Source organism: Streptomyces sp. NPDC003456 (assembly GCF_042878735.1).
GTDB lineage: Bacteria > Actinomycetota > Actinomycetes > Streptomycetales > Streptomycetaceae > Streptomyces.
Genome location: NZ_JBIAOK010000008.1, coordinates 53946 through 70992, shown reverse-complemented (window position 1 = coordinate 70992; position 17047 = coordinate 53946). Strand labels below are relative to the sequence as shown.

The window sequence follows — 17047 nt, the reverse complement described above, 5'->3', positions numbered from 1 at the left end:
GCCTTCGCTGCTACGGCTTGGCCTCGCCGTAGGACGACGTGCCCTCGTCGAGCAGGGGCTGCTGCGTCTTCAGGTGGGCCGGGGCGAAGGCGCGCAGGGCGTGGTAGCCGGTGATGACGACCAGCGTGCCGAGCGCGATGCCGCTCAGCGAGAAGGTGTCCGTGAACGTCAGCGACACGTTGCCGACGCCGATGATGATGCCGGCCGCCGCGGGGACGAGGTTCAGCGGATTGCGCAGGTCCACCTCGGCGTTGATCCAGATCTGCGCGCCGAGCAGGCCGATCATGCCGTACAGGATGACCGTGATGCCCCCGAGCACCCCGCCCGGGATCGCCGCGACGACCGCGCCGAACTTCGGGCAGAGGCCGAACAGCAGGGCGAAGCCGGCGGCGGCCCAGTAGGCGGCCGTGGAGTAGACGCGGGTCGCCGCCATCACGCCGATGTTCTCGGAGTACGTGGTGTTGGGCGGGCCGCCGACCGCGGTGGACAGCATCGAGCCGACGCCGTCGGCCGCGATCGCCGTGCCGAGCTTGTCGTCCAGGGAGTCGCCGGTCATCTCGCCGACCGCCTTCACGTGCCCGGCGTTCTCGGCGACCAGGGCGATGACGACCGGCAGCGCGACCAGGATCGCCGACCACTCGAAGGACGGGCCGTGCAGCGTCGGCAGTCCGATCCAGTCGGCCTGGCCCACGCCGGACAGGTCCAGCCGCCAGTGGTCGGTGACCTTGCCGCTGCCGTCCGCCGAGTGGATCTTCCCGAAGACCAGGTCGAAGACCCAGGAGACGCCGTATCCGAAGACCAGCCCGAGGAAGATCGCGATGCGCGACCAGAACCCGCGCAGGCAGACCACGGCCAGACCGGTGAAGAGCATGACCAGCAGCGCCGTCCACTGGTCCTGCGGCCAGTACGTCGACGCCGTGACGGGGGCCAGGTTGAACCCGATCAGCATCACCACCGCGCCGGTGACGATCGGCGGCATCGCGGCGTGGATGATCCGCGCCCCGAACCGCCGCACGGCGAGCCCCACCAGGAACAGCGCGGCCCCGACGACGAACACCGCGCCGGTGACGGTGGCGCTGCTGCCGCCCTGCGCGCGGATCACCGCCGCCACGCCGACGAAGGACAGCGAGCACCCCAGGTAGCTGGGCACGCGACCCCGGGTGGCCAGCAGGAACACCACGGTGGCGACGCCCGACATCATGATCGCGAGGTTGGGGTCCAGGCCCATCAGGACCGGGGCCACGAACGACGCCCCGAACATGGCAACCACGTGCTGGGCGCCGAGCCCGGCCGTGCGCGGCCAGGAGAGCCGCTCGTCGGGGCGGACCACGGCGCCGGGCGCCGGTACTTTGCCGTCGCCGTGCAGTTTCCAGCGGACGCCGAGATCCATGGTGCGGTTTCGCTTTCGTCGTGCGTGCGAGTGTCCGGACCATTGTCGGGGTGTGCCGGGAGCGGTCGTGACCGGGGCCGACCCGCAGGGCCGGGCCGGCGGTGGGGGCGGCCCGGCCGGCTCAGGGGCGGGGGTCGGGTACGGCCGTCTCCCGCCGGCCCACCTCGGTCCGCTCGCCGGGGCGCAGCACCCCCGCGAACGCCACCAGCCCGCAGGACAGGGCCGTCACCAGGCAGAACGACACCATCAGGCTGGTCGCCTGGGCCAGCATGCCGATCGCGCTCGGCGCGACCAGCCCGGAGGTGTACGTGATGGTCGCGACGCCCGCGATGGCCAGGCTCGGGTTGGAGCCGCTGCGGCCCGCCGCAGCGAAGCACAGCGGGACGACGACCGCGATGCCCAGCCCCATGAGGGCGAACCCGCTCATCGCCACCGCCGGATGGTCCGCGACCACGATCAGCAGTCCGCCGAGCACGGCGAGCACCCCGCTCGCCCGTACGGTGCGCACGGCCCCGAAGCGGTCCACGATCCTGTCGCCCGCGATACGGGCCACCGCCATGGTGAGCGTGAAGCCCGTGGTGCACGCGGCGGCCAGGCCGGCCGAGGTCTCCAGTTGCTCGCGCAGGTACACCGCCGACCAGTCCAGGCTCGCGCCCTCCGCGAACACCGCGCAGAAGCCGATCGCGCCGATGAGCAGCGCGGAGCGGGGCGGCAGGGCGAACCTCGGCGGCGGCTCCTCGTCCTCCGCCGGCTGCAGGTCGAGCACCCACTGGCAGCTCAGCACGCCGACCGCCGTGAGGACCGCGGCGGCCAGGACGTGATGCAGCCGGGCGTCCGAACCGAGGTGCGCGGCGAGTGTGCCCGCCGCCGAGCCCACCAGGGCGCCCGCGCTCCACATGCCGTGCAGCCCGGACATGATGGACCGGCCCAGGCGGTTCTCGACCTCGACACCCAGTGCGTTCATCGCCACGTCGGCCATGCCCGCCGTGGCGCCGTACACGAACAGGGCCAGGCACAGCGTCAGCAGGTTCGGGGCGAGGGACGGCAGGACCAGCGCCATCGTCCACAGGGCGATCAGGCCGCGCAACGCGTTGCGGGCACCGAAGCGGTGGCTGATGCTGCCGGCGAGCGGCATCGCCACCGAGGCGCCGAGCGCGGGGAAGGCGAGCGCGATGCCCAACTGCCCGGCGCTCACCCCGGCGTGGTCCTGGATCCACGGCACGCGGGTGGCGAAGGAACCGGTGACGGCGCCGTGCACGGCGAAGACCGCGGCCACGGCGTACCGGGACCGCTTCACCTCGCGCAGTTCGTCGACCACGTTGCCCATTCTGCGGTCCCCCTCCGGCTTCCCTGCCGTGCTCGTGTCGTGGAGGCGTAAACTATCAGGAACCCTGCCTGATAATAAGAGGGTTTCCGGCGCACCCCGGCCGACGGCCGCCGCCGATCTGGGAGGATCCCCGGCATGCCCGCATCCCCGAGCACCGCCCGGGCCATCAACGACCGGCTCGCGCTGCGTCTGCTGCAGCACGAAGGCCCGTTGACGGCAGGGCAGTTGAAGCAGCTGACCGGCCTGTCCCGGCCGACCGTCGCCGACCTCGTCGAACGCCTGACCGCCGCCGGGCTGATCTCGGTCGTGGGGGAGACGGGCGAGCAGCGCCGCGGACCCAACGCCCGGGTGTACGGGATCGTCGCCGACCGGGCCCACCTGGCCGCGCTCGACGTCCGCACCGAGGGCGTCGCCGTGACGGTCGCGGACCTCCTCGGACGGGTGCTGGCCGAGGCCTCGGTGCCCATCGGGGGCGACACGGGGACGGAACCCGCCGCGGAGCAGGCCGTCTCGCTGGTGGAGCGCGTGGTCGAGGAGGCCGGCGCGGACCGGCTGCACACCGTCGGGATCGGCGCGCCCGGTCTGATCGACCCGGCCAGCGGCGAACTGCGCCACTCCACCGGGCTCCCGGCGTGGCACCGCCGGCTGGCCGCCGCCCTCCAGGAGCGGCTGCCCGAGACCCGCGTCAGCGTGGAGAACGAGACCAACCTCGCGGCCCTGGCCGAGCAGCGCGACGGCGCCGCCCGGGACCGGGACACCTTCGTCCTGCTCTGGCTGGGCCACGGGACGGGCGCGGCCGTGGTCCTCGACGGCGCCCTGCGCCGCGGTGCCTCCGGCGGGACCGGGGAGATCGGCTTCCTCCCGGTGCCGGGGACGCGCGGGCTGCCGTCGTCGACCGACTGCGAGGGCGGTTTCCACTCCCTGGTCTCCTCGGCGGCGGTGCTGCGCCTCGCCGCGGAGCACGGGGTGGAGCCCGAACCCGGGCAGGAGGAATCGGCCGTGGGGGTGGTGCGGGCGGCGGCGGGCCTGGTGCGCGCGGCGGTGCGGCGCGGACGGGGCGGCGCACCCGAGGGCGGGGATGCCGTCGCCCCGGCCCGGTCCGGCCCCGAGCCGTCCGCCCGGTTCCTCGACGCCCTCGCCGGCCGGGTCGCGGTCGGCGCGGCCTCCGTCGTGGCGATCCTGGACCCGGGCTGCGTGGTGCTCGGCGGAGAGGTCGGTCAGGCCGGCGGCGAGGCGCTCGCCGCCCGCGTGCAGGACCGCCTCGCCCGGATGACACCGCTGCCGACGGAGGTCCGGCCGACCGGGCTGGGCGGGGGCGCGGTGCTGCGGGGCGCTCTCCTGACGGCACGAGACCGCGCCCAGGACGAACTGTTCGCACCGGGGGAGCGGCCGGGCCGGCCGGCAGCGGCCCGGTGAGCACGGCAGGGCCCGGCGTGCTCCCCGCCGCAGATTGCGGTGACCGCCCCGTGGCCCGCAGGCCCACGACGTTGGGAAGGCCCGACGGCGGGCAAGGGCCGTCGTCACCGCCGCCGGGCCGGTTCGTGGGGGTGCGCCGAGCGTGCGACGACCCTAGAAAGGACTAGACCATTGCGTCAATAGGTCGGACCGGCCGGGTCAAGGCCGGCTGCGAGGTGCCGAGTTGCCGCGTTCGTCGCGCTGGGGAAGGGGTGCGGCACGGTCTGTGAGACAGCCCACATCCCTCGCCTCTCTGTACGCCGATCAGGCGTGGCACACTGGCCCTGTATCAACAGCAGCGCACTCCGGGGTCGGTGAAAGTCCGAACCGGCGGTTACAGTCCGCGACCCGGTCGCCTCCAGCGGCCGGTTGACCAGGTGAAATTCCTGGACCGACGGTTAAAGTCCGGATGGGAGGCAGTGCGCGGCGAGCGGGCATCCGTGCGCGCCGCCCGAGCAGTCCGTCCTGAGGACGGACTCCGTCCGGCGTCGCCCCCGGTGTTCCCGTTCGTGTCATCTGTCGTCATCGACAGCCCCGGAGTCCGTGCCCGAAGAGGCAGGAGGACCCGGGAAGTGTTCACCGGAATCGTCGAAGAGCTGGGCGAGGTCACCGCCGTCGAGACCCTCGACGACGCCTGTCGCTTCCGCCTGCGCGGCCCGCTCGTCACCCAGGGCGCCAAGCACGGGGACTCCATCGCCGTCAACGGCGTCTGCCTCACGGTCGTCGACCACGAGGGCGACGAGTTCACGGCCGACGTCATGGCCGAGACCCTGAACCGCTCCAGCCTCGGTGCCCTGCGGGCCGGATCCCGCGTCAACCTGGAACGCCCCATGGCCGTCGGCGACCGCCTCGGCGGGCACATCGTCCAGGGCCATGTCGACGGCACCGGCGAGATCCTGGAGCGCAAGCCCTCGGAGAACTGGGAGATCGTGAAGATCTCCCTGCCCGCCGACCTCACCCGGTACGTCGTCGAGAAGGGCTCCATCACCGTCGACGGCATCAGCCTCACCGTCGTCGACGCCGGCCCCGACCACTTCACGGTCAGCCTCATCCCGACCACCCTCGACCTGACCACGCTCGGCCACAAGCAGCCCGGCGACCCGGTCAACCTCGAAGTGGACGTCATCGCCAAGTACGTCGAGCGGATGCTCGGCGACCGCGCCCGGGGGGCGGCCGCGTGAATTCCCTGAACACCGAGGCGTTCGCCCTCTTCGGCCAGCACATCCTCTGGTCCGACATGATCGGCAACCTCTTCGGCCTCGCGGCCCTCGCCCTCGGCTGGCGGCGCTCCATCTGGACCTGGCCCGTGCAGTTCCTGGCCGGCCTCATCCTCTTCGGCGCCTTCTTCGGCCACCTCACCGGCAGCGCGGGCAAGCAGGCGGTCGTCATGGTCGTCGCCCTGTACGGCTGGTGGCAGTGGCAGCGCGGCAAGGGGCAGGGCGAGGACGGCCACATCGCCGTCCGGTTCGCCACCTGGCGCGAACGCGCCGCGATGGCCGCGGCGGCCGCCGCCGGCACGGTCGCGGTGGCGCTGCTGTTCACGGCCTACCCGAAGCTGTCCTGGGACCCCTGGCCGGACGCCTACATCTTCGTCGGCACCGTCGTCGCCATGTACGCCCAGGCCCGCGGCATGGTCGAGTTCTGGTTCGCCTGGCTGCTCGTCGACCTCGTCGGCGTGCCCCTCAACTTCGCCAACGGCTACGCCTTCTCCGGCTTCGTCTACGTCATCTACGGAGCGCTCGTCCTGTGGGGCATGCGCGACTGGTGGCTGCGCTCGCGTCAGGCCGCGCGGCCCACCCTGGAAGGAGCGCCGGCATGAGCGCCGCACCGATCCTGTACAGCACCGACGGTGAGTTCGAGGACCTCGCGCTCGACCCCGTCGAGCAGGCCGTCGCCGACATCGCCGCCGGCCGCCCCGTCGTGGTCGTCGACGACGAGGACCGGGAGAACGAGGGCGACCTCGTCATCGCCGCCGAGATGGCGACCCCCGAGATCGTCGCCTTCATGATGAGCGAGTGCCGCGGCCTGATCTGCGCCCCCATGGAGGGCGACGAACTGGACCGGCTCCAGCTCCCGCAGATGGTCCAGGACAACACCGAGTCGATGAAGACCGCCTTCACGGTCTCCGTCGACGCCTCCGCCGCCCACGGCGTGAGCACCGGCATCTCCGCCGCCGACCGCGCCACCACCCTCCGGCTGCTCGCCGACGGCGTGTCCGGACCCGGCGACTTCGTCCGCCCCGGCCACATCTTCCCGCTGCGCGCCCGGCCCGGCGGCGTCCTGACCCGCAACGGCCACACCGAGGCCGCCGTCGACCTGGCCCGCCTCGCCGGCCTGCGCCCGGCCGGCGCCATCGTCGAGATCGCCGGCGAGGACGGGCGCATGCTGCGCCTGCCCGAGCTGGTCCCCTTCGCCCGCAAGCACGGCCTGACGATCATCTCCATCGAGGACCTGATCGCCTACCGCCGCGGCAGCGAGCCCACCGTCCGCCGCGAGGCGACCACCCGGCTGCCCACCGCCCACGGCACCTTCACGGCACACGGCTACCGCTCCACCGTGGACGGCGTCGAGCACGTCGCCCTGGTGCACGGCGACATCGGCGACGGCCAGGACGTCCTCGTCCGCGTCCACTCCGAATGCCTCACCGGGGACGTCTTCGGCTCGGCCCGCTGCGACTGCGGCCCCCAGCTCGACGCCTCGCTGGCCCGCATCCAGGAGGAGGGCCGCGGCGTGGTCGTCTACCTGCGCGGACACGAGGGCCGCGGCATCGGCCTGATGTCCAAGCTGCGCGCCTACGAGCTGCAGGAGCGCGGCCGCGACACCCTCGACGCCAACCTCGAACTGGGCCTTCCCGCCGACGCCCGGGACTACGGCGCCGGCGCGCAGATCCTCACCGACCTCGGCGTGCGCAGCGTCCGGCTCCTGACCAACAACCCCGACAAGACCGACGCGCTCACCCGGCACGGCATCGTCGTCGAGGCGCGCGTGCCGATGCCGGTCAGCGCCGGCGAGCACAACCTCCGCTACCTGCGCACCAAGCGGGACCGGATGGGCCACGACCTGCCCTGGCTCGACACGACCACCGTGCCGGCCTGCGGCAACCAGTAACAGAGCACACAGGGAGAGACGTGAGCGGCAAGGGTGCACCGGAACTGTCCGTACGCAACGTGGGCGACCTGCGGGTCGCCGTCATCGCGGCGCAGTGGCACGACAAGGTGATGGACGGACTGGTGGACGGCGCCCTGCGCGCCCTGCACGACCTGGGCATCGACGAACCGACCCTGCTCCGGGTCCCCGGCAGCTGGGAGCTCCCGGTCGTCGCCAAGGTCCTCGCGGGCCGCGGCTACGACGCGATCGTCGCCCTCGGCGTCGTCATCCGCGGCGGGACGCCCCACTTCGAGTATGTGTGCCAGGGCGTGACCCAGGGCCTCACCCAGGTGTCCGTCGACACCGGCGTCCCCGTCGGCTTCGGTGTGCTCACCTGCGACACCGAGGAACAGGCCCTGGACCGCGCCGGGATCGAGGGCTCCAGCGAGGACAAGGGGCACGAGGCGGTGACGGCCGCGGTGGCCACCGCGGCCACCCTGCGTTCAGTATCCGAACCCTGGCGCTGACGAAGGGCACCTGTGGCATAGGCTGAGCGTCACCATGTCCAAGAAGACGTTCGAGGAGCTCTTCACCGAGCTCCAGCACAAGGCCGCCCACGGCGACCCCGCCTCCTCCCGTACAGCAGAGCTCGTCGGGAAGGGCGTCCACGCCATCGGCAAGAAGGTCGTCGAAGAGGCCGCCGAGGTGTGGATGGCCGCCGAGTACGAGGGCAAGGAGGCGGCCGCCGAGGAGATCTCGCAGCTGCTGTACCACGTCCAGGTGATGATGGTCGCCCGCGGCATCAGCCTCGACGACGTCTACGCCCACCTGTAAGCCGCACCCGTTCCCGCCCGACCCCACGCAAAGGAAGCCGACCTCATGCTGCGCATCGCCGTCCCCAACAAGGGTTCCCTCTCAGGCCCTGCGGCGGAGATGCTGCATGAGGCCGGCTACCGGCAGCGCCGCGAGTCCAAGGAACTGCGGATCGTCGACCCGGCCAACGAGGTCGAGTTCTTCTACCTCCGCCCCCGCGACATCGCGATCTACGTCGCCTCCGGCCAGCTGGACATCGGCCTCACCGGCCGGGACCTGCTCATCGACTCCGGCGCCGACGCCGAGGAGATCCTGCCCCTCGGCTTCGCCCGCTCCACCTTCCACTACGCCGCCAAGCCCGGCACCATGAACGGCCTGGCCGACCTGGCCGGCAAGACCGTCGCCACCTCCTACGAGGGGATCGTCGCCGGCCACCTCGCCGAGCACGGCATCGACGCCTCCGTCGTCCACCTCGACGGCGCCGTCGAGACCGCCATCCAGCTCGGCGTCGCCCAGGTCATCGCCGACGTCGTGGAGACCGGAACCTCCCTGCGCAACGCGGGCCTGGAGATCGCCGGCGAGCCGATCATGCAGTCCGAGGCCGTGGTGATCCGCCGCACCGGCACGGACCCCGACGACCCCAAGGTCCAGCAGTTCCTGCGCCGCCTCCAGGGCGTCCTGGTCGCCCGGACCTACGTGATGATGGACTACGACTGCCGCGTCGAGCAGCTGGAGAAGGCCGTCGCCCTCACCCCGGGCCTGGAGTCGCCGACCGTCTCCCCGCTGCACAACGAGGGCTGGGTCGCCGTCCGGGCCATGGTCCCCGCCAAGGAAGCCCAGCGGATCATGGACGACCTGTACGACATCGGCGCCCGGGCCATCCTGACCACGGCCATCCACGCCTGCCGTCTGTGAGGGGCGTCCCGCCATGTCCGAGCTTCCCGCTCTCCCCGTCACCTTCCGGCCGGGCAGCACCCGGGCGGTGCTGCTCACCGCCGCCGTCGCCATCTTCGTGGTGATCACGGCCGTCGCCATGATGCTGGAGCGGCTCAGCCCCGCCGAGCGCCTCAGCTTCGTCGTCACCGCCCTGCTGCTGGACGCCGTCCTGCTGCTGCTGGCGCGGCCCAAGGTCGTCGCCGACGAGGACGGCGTCACCGTGGTCAACCTCACCAACAAGCGCCGCCTGGAGTGGGCCGAGATCCTCCAGGTGACCCTCCGGCCGGGTGACGCCTGGGTGTTCCTCAACCTCAGCGACGGCACCAGCCTGCCCGCCCTCGGCATCCAGCCGGGCCTGGCCCGCGACCGCGCCATCGCCGACGCCCGCGCCCTGCGGGCGCTGGTGGAGGCCCGTTCCACCGCGGACGGCGAGCCGCACCGGAGCTGAACCGGAGCAGATCCGGATGATTGTCACGCCGGCCGCCACTGCCGCACCGGCCCGTGTCTTGATTAATCTGGTGGCGGAGGCGCGACGGACGCGCCTTCGCCCCTGCTGCCCCGACCGGTGCGCAGAGGGCTCCTGCTAACCGAGGAGTGACTCCCTCCGGCGATGGACGGATCGTCCTGCAGTACCTGCGCCGCCCCCTGCCGACATAGCGCGGACCGTGTCCGCGACCGTGCCCGGGCGGCGGCATCATGACCACCCCCCTGCTGCTCCTGGCAGCCGCGTTCCTGCTGATTCTCGCCAACGGATTCTTCGTGGCGGCCGAGTTCGGACTCGTCACGGTCGAACGGCCCGAGGCCGAGAAGGCCGCCGCCGAAGGCGACCGGCGCGCCCAGCGCGTCGTCGAATCACTGAAGGAACTGTCCTTCCAGCTCTCCGGCACCCAGCTCGGCATCACCATCACCTCCCTCGTCGTCGGCATGCTCGCCGAACCGGCGCTGGCCGAGCTGCTGCACGGACCGTTCACCTCGATCGGTGTCCCCGAGGGAGCCGTCTCCGGGGTCACGGTCGTCGTCGGCATGCTGCTGGCCTCCGCCGTGCAGATGGTGATCGGCGAGCTGCTGCCCAAGAACTGGGCGGTGTCCCGGCCGCTGCAGGTCGCGCGTTTCGTCGCCGGCCCGCAGCATGTCTTCGCCCGGCTGTTCCGCCCGGTCATCGCGGGCCTCAACGCCGTCGCCAACCGGCTCGTGCGCGCCCTGGGCATCGAACCCACCGAGGAACTGGCCTCCGCCCGCACCCCGGGCGAGCTCGTCTCCCTGGCCCGCCACTCCGCCCGGGCCGGCGCCCTGGAGCAGGACACGGCCGACCTGTTCGTGCGCACCCTGTCGCTGGGCGAGCTGACCGCGCAGCACGTGATGACACCGCGCGTGAAGGTGAGCGCCCTGCAGTCCTCGGCCACCGCCGAGGACGTGGTCAACCTGACCCGCGCCACCGGCCTGTCCCGCTTCCCCGTCTACCGGGACCGGATCGACGAGGTCGTCGGCATGGTCCACCTCAAGGACGCCCTGGCCGTCGGCGTCCAGGACCGGCTGCGCACCCCCGTCGGACGCATCGCCCGGCCGGCGCTGCTCGTCCCCGAGACGCTGCCGGTCCGGCCGCTGCTGACGCGGCTGCGCAGCGAGCAGCCCATCGCGGTCGTCGTCGACGAGTACGGCGGCACCGCCGGCGTCGTCACGCTGGAGGACATCGTCGAGGAGATCGTCGGCGAGGTCCGCGACGAGCACGACGGACACGACCTGCCCGAACTGGCCTCCGCGCCCCCCGAGGACGGCAGGCCCGCCTGGGACGTCGACGGCAGCTGCCGGGTCGACGTCCTGCAGCGCATCGGCCTCGACGTGCCCGAGGGCCCGTACGAGACGGTCGCGGGCCTGGTCGCCGACCTGCTGGGCCGCATCCCGGCCGTCGGCGACAAGGCCGAGCTGCCGGGCTGGCGGCTGTCGGTGCGCCAGGTCGGCCACTACCGCGCCGAGCGGGTCCGGCTGGTCCGGACCGCTCCCGTCACCGTGGCGGAGGTCGCCCGATGAGCGTGCTCCAACTGGCCTTCGCGGGCCTCCTCGTGCTCGCCAACGGCTTCTTCGTCGGCGCGGAGTTCGCGCTCGTCTCCGTACGCCGCAGCCAGATCGAACCCCTCGGCACCGCCCGCTCCCGGCAGGTCCTGCACGGCCTGGAGCGGCTGCCGCAGATGATGGCGGCGGCCCAGTTCGGCATCACGGTCTGCTCCCTCACCCTGGGCGCGGTCGCCGAACCGACGGTCGCGCACCTGCTGGAACCGGTCTTCGCGTGGATCCACCTGCCGCACGCGATGATCCACCCGCTCGGGTACGTCATCGCCCTGGCGACGGTGGTCTTCTTCCACCTCGTCATCGGCGAGATGGTCCCGAAGAACCTGGCCATGGCGGCGCCCGAGAAGGCCGCGCTGTGGCTCAGCCCCGGCCTGGTGTGGTTCGCCCGCTTCTGCAAGCCCCTCACCTTCGCGCTGGGCGCCTGCTCGCAGGGCATCCTGCGGCTCTTCCACGTCGAGCCCAAGGACGAGGTCGAGGCCGTCTTCACCAGCGAGCAGCTGAACCGGCTCGTGGAGGACGCCGGGCAGGCCGGCCTGCTCGACCCGGAGGAGGCCGAACGCCTGGAGGACGCCCTGGAACTGGGCTCCCGCCCGGTGACGGACGTCCTGCTCACCCGCGAGTCGCTGGTGACGGTCAGTCCGTCGGTCACCCCCGGCCGCATCGTGGAACTCACGGCCCGCACCGGCTACTCACGGTTCCCGGTCGCCGCGGACACCGGCGCCTTCATGGGCTACCTCCACGTCAAGGACGTCCTCGACCTGGAGGACTCCGACCGGGCGGTGCCGCAGCAGCTGTGGCGGCCCATGACGACCCTGCGGCCGGAGCTGCCGCTGGACGACGCCCTGACCGTGATGCGCCGGGCGGCGACCCACCTGGCGCAGGTGACCGACAGGTCGGGCCGGGTCCTGGGCCTGGTGGCCCTGGAGGACGTGCTGGAACTGCTCGTGGGGGAGGTGCGCGACCCCGCGCACCGCCAGGTCCGCGAGGTCCGGCTGACCGAGCCCAGGTCCGGCGAGGAGGTCCTGGCCACCTAGGGCCTGCCGTTTGGATCACGCCGCAGACGCGGGGCTCACCGGCGTCCATAGGGGCTGCCGACGCCCTGCGCCATGATCCAGACGACAGACCCCAGAGGGCGTCCCCGCGGCGCCGGGGCACCCCGCCCCGGCGCCGCGGGGCCCGTCACAGCCCGGACGGATCCTGTGGCCCCCGCCCGGACAGCACCTCCCCGTACGCCTGCATCAGGTCCGGCAGCCGCAGGGTCGCCAGGTCCTCCCGGCCCAGGGCGCCGGGATACACCGACAGCCGCAGGTCCCGATACGCGCAGCTCTTCTCGTACAGCGTCCGCAGGAACCGGCCGTTGCCCAGCTCGTCGATCCACCCCTGGTCCACCACGTGCCCGGCGATGGAGCGCAGCTCGTCGAGGGCCTCCTCGTCCCACATGTCCCCGTTCTCCGCCGCGAGGACCTTGCCGATCTCGGTGAGTTCCAGCGGCCGGTAGGACGGGAAGTCCACGCGCGTGGTGAAGCGGGACGACAGCCCGGGGTTCGCGGCGATCAGGCGGTCCATGCCCTCCGGATAGCCGGCCAGGATCACCACCAGATGGTCGCGGTTGTCCTCCGCCCGCTTCAGCAGCACCTGCAGGGCCTCGTCGCCGTAGGCATCGCCCTTGCCGTAGCCCGAGTTGGACAGCGCGTACGCCTCGTCCACGAAGAGCACGCCGCCGAGGGCCGAGTCGATCAGTTCGTTGGCCTTCACGGCCGTCTGCCCGAGGTACTCGCCGACGAGATCCGCCCGCTGCGCCTCCACGAGGTGGTCGCCGCCGAGCAGCCCGAGGGCGTAGAAGACCCGGCCCAGGATGCGGGCGACGGTGGTCTTGCCGGTGCCGGAGGGGCCGGAGAAGACGAAGTGGCGTTTCGGCGGCTGCACCGGAAGGCCCTGCCCGGCCCGCAGCCGGGCCATGTTCAGCTGCGCCGACAAGGCCTTGACCTGCCGTTTGACCGGTTCGAGACCCACCATGCGCTCCAGCTGTGCGAGCGCCTCCTCCAGTAGGGCCGGATCGGTGGGGCCGGTGGGCAGGGACGGAGCCGGGCCGGTCCGCTCCCGGACCGACGGCCCGGTCACCGGCGGCAGGGGGACGGACAGCGGCGGATCGGCGTCGGGCAGCCGCAGGTCACGCCCCTCCGTGCCGAAGAACGCGTCGAACCCGTCCGGCCCGTCCACGCTGTCCTGGCCGGTGCCGGTGAGCGTGATCGCCGCGAGGTCGGCGGACTCGTCGAAGCCGTCGCCCTCGGCGATCGCCGCGAGCCGGGCCGAGGTGTCCATGAACGCCGGGTCCACGCGGTGCACGGCCCGGTACAGGGGGAGGGCGGCGGCGCTGCGGCCGGTGCCCTCGTGCGCCCGGGCCAGCCAGTAGCGCAGCTCCTTGCGCTGCGGCTGCTCGCTGCGGCAGCGCATCAGCGCGGCGGACAGCAGCGGTTCGGCCTGGCCGTACATCTCCAGCCTCACCCGCGCCATGCCGCCGAACAGGCCGGCCTCGATGCCGAGCACGGCATCGTCCAGGAGCGGGTCGGTGTGGCGGACGAGCTGCTCCCAGTCCTTGACCAGATAGGCGCGGCAGGCGTGCAGGAAGCGGACCTGGTGGTCGGTGTCCACGGGCGGCAGTCCCGCCAGCGCCCGGTCCAGCTCGGGGACGTGCCGGCCGTCCAGCCAGTGGGAGGCGTGCGCGAGCAGCAGGTCGCGCGGGCTCTCCAGCACGGGCTGCACCCACCAGCCCAGCCAGTACCAGGAGTTGAGGGCGCGGCCGTAGCGGGTGCGCTGCTCCCCGAAGCGCTCGCGGTGGCGGAACATCCGCAGCAGGGCCGTCGAGGTGTCGACGCGCAGCGCGTGCAGCCCGAGCCAGCCGTCGGCCATGCCCGGATCCATGCGCACGGCGGCGCGGAACTCCTCCTCCGCCTGCGGATAGGCACCCATCGTGCAGGCGTCCACGCCTCGCAGCCAGGCGAGGTCGGCCGGGGCCTGAGGGCCCCGCGTGCCGAAGTCCATCCCGTCCCCCACGAACCGTGCCCCCGTCGGTATGCCAACGAGCCGTCCCCCGACCGGCTGCCCTGCTCGAACCGCTGTGCTACGGACCGGAGTTGCACCGTGCGAGGCACCCGTCCGCAGGTCGCGACGAGGGCATCGTACCTTCGGGGGACGCGCGTCCGTAGAGGGCCTGAGGGCCTGTCCGGGGAGGTGGGAGCCGCTCGCGCCGGTCGCCCGGCCGGTGACCCAGGGTGAGCGTTTCGCCCGCCGCGGGGGCCGGGAAACCGCGAGAGGGCAGAACGAAGCCCCCGATCACGGGGGAACAACCGGGGGCTTCGCGTCTGCGGGCGGCCCACTGGGCCACACATTCAGAACGTAAGACCTGTACGGCCCCCCGGTCAAGCCGAGTTGAGGCACTCCGGGAAGTTGAACCGCAGGGGTCTTCACAACTTCAGCACACTGCGGGTGGTCCGTCACCCTCTGTGAAAAAGTGGTCCGGTCCAGGTCTTGCGCCCGGCCCCTCCCGCACCTCGTATCCCGTCTCCCGCCCCCGCACCAGCAGGTCGGCGAAGGGCCGCGAGGGGTCTCGCGCGAAGTGCTCCTCCTCCGCCGGGACCCACCCGTCCCAGAACGCCCGCTGCTCCTCCCCGTCCCGCGAGCGGCCCCGCGCCCACGCCTCCTCGCACGGCACGTCCATCCACAGCAGCAGCGCCAGGTGGGGCCGTACGGCGCGGCGTCCCGCGCCCACGCCCTCCAGGAGCACCACCGGCGCCGGCGCCAGGGGGCGCGCGGGCCCGAAGCGGCGGGCCCGCCAGTCGTAGGGGGTGTAGTGCGCGCTCCGGCCCCGTGCGAGCGGTTCGATCACCTGCCGGCGCAGCCGCCCCGTCCAGGCGAACAGTTCCTCGTGGCTCGCGATGTCGTCCAGGTGCAGGACCGGGGCCCCGCCGAGGGCCGCCGCCACGTGCCCGGCGAAGGTGCTCTTCCCGGAGCCGGCGTGCCCGTCGACGCCGACCAGCCGGACCGGGCCGCAGGAGGGGGACAGGCGGCCGATCCGGGTGGCCAGGGCGCGGACGGCCGGCCCGGGTGCGGGGCGGAAGGGGACGTTCATCTCGCGCAGCACTCTAGCGACGGGGCCCCGGGCCGGTGCCACTGGTCGACGCCAATATTGGTGGGCGCGGCGCGCGTCGAAGTGCTGGCAGTGCCCGGCGCGCTGTGCTCATATGTGGCCCACACACGTGTGTTCACCGACCGTGCACCGGACCTGCCCTCTCCTGCCCGACTCCGACATCCGGGGGTCCCCGCCATGAGCAGAGCCGAACAGCCGTCCCGCAGAACCGTCCTGGCCGCCGCGGTCGCCGCCGCCGTCGCGGCGAGCGCGGGCCCGGCGTCCGCCCGATCCGAGAACGTCATGACGACCGACACCGCAGATCCCGCCCGCGCGCTTCCCGGCACCGTCGACAACCGGGCCTGGTTCTCGCACCACGACTGGAGCGGCGGCACCGCCAAGGGCACCCGGGCCGTCGCGGGCACCCGGCCCGGCCTGGAGATCGCCGAGCCCGCGGGAACCACCTCCTACACCGACCCGCACACGGGTGTCACCGCCCGCTGGGAGTACGGCACCTGGACCTCGCCCACGCACCGGCTCACCGTCCCCGCGACCGAGGCGATCGTCTCCTGGAACGCGCGCACCCCGGCCGGCACCTGGATCCAGGCCGAACTGCGGGGCACCTACACGGACGGCACCACCACCCCCTGGTACGTGATGGGCCGCTGGGCCGCCGGCGACGGCGACATCCGGCGCACCTCGGTGGACGACCAGAGCGACGGCCGCAGCACCGTGTGGACGGACACCCTGGCGATCGACGACCCGTCGACGGGCCTGCGCCTGACCGCCTACCGGCTGCGCCTGACGCTGTACCGCAAGCCGGGCGGCAAGGCCACGCCCACCGTGTGGCGGCTCGGCGCCATGGGCTCGGACGTCCCCGACCGGTTCACCGTCCCGGCCTCCGCGCCCGGGCTCGCGAAGGAACTCGCCGTCCCGCGGTACTCGCAGGAGATCCACAAGGGGCAGTACCCCGAGTACGACAACGGCGGCGAGGCCTGGTGCAGCCCCACCTCCTCGCAGATGATCATCGAGTACTGGGGCGGCCGGCTCACCTCCGCCCAACTCGCCTGGGTGAACCCGTCGTTCGCCGACCCGCAGGTCTGCCACGCCGCCAGGTACACCTACGATCACCAGTACGCCGGCTGCGGCAACTGGCCGTTCAACGCGGCGTACGCGGCCACCTTCAAGGACCTGCGGGGCGTGGTCACCAGGCTCGGTTCGCTCACCGACCTGGAGACACTCATCGCGGCGGGCGTCCCGGCCATCACGTCCCAGTCCTTCCTGAAGGAGGAGCTGACCGGCGCCGGGTACGGCACCGCGGGGCACCTGATGACGGTCATCGGCTTCACCGCGGACGGCGACGTGATCGCCAACGACCCCGCGTCGGAGAGCAACGACGCCGTGCGGCGCGTCTACCGGCGGCGCGAGTTCGAGAACATCTGGTTGCGGACCAAGCGGTACAACGCCTCCGGCAAGATCGCCTCCGGCACCGGCGGCGTCTGCTACCTGTACTTCCCGGCGAGCCCGACCGCGGCGCAGCGCAAGGCACTGAACGCCGTGGGCGTGCGCGTGTGACCAAGGTCTCGGTCGCAAAAGCCGCCCAAGGTGGCAAGGTGGACGCTGCCTCGGGGGGAAGTCCGACCGCACCACCGAACCAGCGAGACACCATGACAGCGCACTCCGCCACCGCCTCCGCCTCCGCCCCGCGTGCCCGCACCGGCGGCCCGCGGGAGGACGGACCGAAGATCGTCGAGCACGTCGTGGGCTGGGCCCTGGTCGTGGTCGTCGCGATGCTCGTGACCCAGCTCGGGCTGCTGTGACCTGACCCACGGACGGGGTGTGGGGC

General features: G+C 72.7%; 16 protein-coding genes and 1 riboswitch. Of the genes, 12 read left to right on the top strand and 4 right to left on the bottom strand.

Annotated features, from left to right (window positions below):
* Positions 1-10: 10 nt before the first annotated feature.
* Both ACFYWG_RS29830 and ACFYWG_RS29825 read right to left on the bottom strand, forming a co-directional pair.
* Positions 11-1390, bottom strand: a complete 1380-nt coding sequence (locus tag ACFYWG_RS29830; RefSeq protein ID WP_376331555.1) for a uracil-xanthine permease family protein — start codon at positions 1388-1390, stop codon at positions 11-13.
* 121 nt (positions 1391-1511) lie between these two features.
* Positions 1512-2717 carry an MFS transporter gene (locus ACFYWG_RS29825; RefSeq protein WP_383509996.1) on the bottom strand — a complete coding sequence of 402 codons (1206 nt, stop codon included), beginning with the start codon at positions 2715-2717 and terminating at the stop codon, positions 1512-1514.
* Positions 2718-2852: 135 nt separating this feature from the next.
* Between ACFYWG_RS29825 and ACFYWG_RS29820 the strand changes: the two genes are divergently transcribed.
* The 10 genes from ACFYWG_RS29820 to ACFYWG_RS29775 all read left to right on the top strand — a co-directional run bounded on the left by ACFYWG_RS29820 (position 2853) and on the right by ACFYWG_RS29775 (position 12109).
* A complete protein-coding gene (locus ACFYWG_RS29820) occupies positions 2853-4133 on the top strand; it encodes an ROK family transcriptional regulator (protein WP_389204220.1) in 1281 nt (426 codons plus the stop codon).
* Positions 4134-4468: 335 nt separating this feature from the next.
* A riboswitch (FMN riboswitch) is annotated at positions 4469-4599 on the top strand.
* A 145-nt stretch (positions 4600-4744) separates the two neighbouring features.
* Complete coding sequence (locus ACFYWG_RS29815; protein ID WP_376331552.1) at positions 4745-5353, top strand: riboflavin synthase; 609 nt, start codon at positions 4745-4747, stop codon at positions 5351-5353.
* On the top strand, positions 5350-5991 hold the full coding sequence (locus tag ACFYWG_RS29810; RefSeq protein ID WP_376331550.1) for a nicotinamide riboside transporter PnuC: 642 nt from the start codon (positions 5350-5352) through the stop codon (positions 5989-5991). Before ACFYWG_RS29815 ends, ACFYWG_RS29810 begins: the two co-directional genes overlap by 4 nt.
* The gene (locus tag ACFYWG_RS29805; RefSeq protein WP_376331549.1) at positions 5988-7280 is read left to right on the top strand and encodes a bifunctional 3,4-dihydroxy-2-butanone-4-phosphate synthase/GTP cyclohydrolase II; all 1293 of its coding nucleotides are present in this window, start codon (positions 5988-5990) and stop codon (positions 7278-7280) included. The genes ACFYWG_RS29810 and ACFYWG_RS29805 overlap by 4 nt, the downstream gene beginning before the upstream one ends.
* Before the next feature lie 20 nt (positions 7281-7300).
* Entirely contained in the window at positions 7301-7786 is a 486-nt protein-coding gene (gene ribH, locus ACFYWG_RS29800; RefSeq protein ID WP_376331548.1) for a 6,7-dimethyl-8-ribityllumazine synthase, read from the top strand.
* 34 nt (positions 7787-7820) lie between these two features.
* Entirely contained in the window at positions 7821-8093 is a 273-nt protein-coding gene (locus ACFYWG_RS29795) for a phosphoribosyl-ATP diphosphatase (protein ID WP_028423093.1), read from the top strand.
* A 45-nt stretch (positions 8094-8138) separates the two neighbouring features.
* Complete coding sequence (gene hisG / locus ACFYWG_RS29790) at positions 8139-8987, top strand: ATP phosphoribosyltransferase (RefSeq protein WP_376331546.1); 849 nt, start codon at positions 8139-8141, stop codon at positions 8985-8987.
* Positions 8988-9000: 13 nt separating this feature from the next.
* Entirely contained in the window at positions 9001-9456 is a 456-nt protein-coding gene (locus ACFYWG_RS29785) for a PH domain-containing protein (protein WP_383510005.1), read from the top strand.
* Between the two features lie 248 nt (positions 9457-9704).
* A complete protein-coding gene (locus ACFYWG_RS29780; RefSeq protein ID WP_389204218.1) occupies positions 9705-11036 on the top strand; it encodes a hemolysin family protein in 1332 nt (443 codons plus the stop codon).
* A complete protein-coding gene (locus tag ACFYWG_RS29775) occupies positions 11033-12109 on the top strand; it encodes a hemolysin family protein (RefSeq protein ID WP_376331542.1) in 1077 nt (358 codons plus the stop codon). Before ACFYWG_RS29780 ends, ACFYWG_RS29775 begins: the two co-directional genes overlap by 4 nt.
* A gap of 145 nt (positions 12110-12254) precedes the next feature.
* On the opposite strand, the gene ACFYWG_RS29770 is transcribed toward ACFYWG_RS29775, so the two are convergent.
* Together ACFYWG_RS29770 and ACFYWG_RS29765 are read right to left on the bottom strand one after the other, a co-directional pair.
* Positions 12255-14117 (bottom strand): AAA family ATPase, encoded by a 1863-nt coding sequence (locus ACFYWG_RS29770; protein WP_389204217.1) that lies wholly within the window; start codon positions 14115-14117, stop codon positions 12255-12257.
* A 430-nt stretch (positions 14118-14547) separates the two neighbouring features.
* Complete coding sequence (locus ACFYWG_RS29765) at positions 14548-15204, bottom strand: uridine kinase (protein ID WP_383511734.1); 657 nt, start codon at positions 15202-15204, stop codon at positions 14548-14550.
* Positions 15205-15399: 195 nt separating this feature from the next.
* On the opposite strand from ACFYWG_RS29765, the gene ACFYWG_RS29760 reads away from it, so the two are divergent.
* Both ACFYWG_RS29760 and ACFYWG_RS29755 read left to right on the top strand, forming a co-directional pair.
* The gene (locus tag ACFYWG_RS29760) at positions 15400-16776 is read left to right on the top strand and encodes a peptidase C39 family protein (protein WP_389204216.1); all 1377 of its coding nucleotides are present in this window, start codon (positions 15400-15402) and stop codon (positions 16774-16776) included.
* Positions 16777-16868: 92 nt separating this feature from the next.
* Complete coding sequence (locus tag ACFYWG_RS29755) at positions 16869-17021, top strand: SCO1431 family membrane protein (RefSeq protein ID WP_376331535.1); 153 nt, start codon at positions 16869-16871, stop codon at positions 17019-17021.
* The last annotated feature ends 26 nt before the right edge of the window (positions 17022-17047 follow it).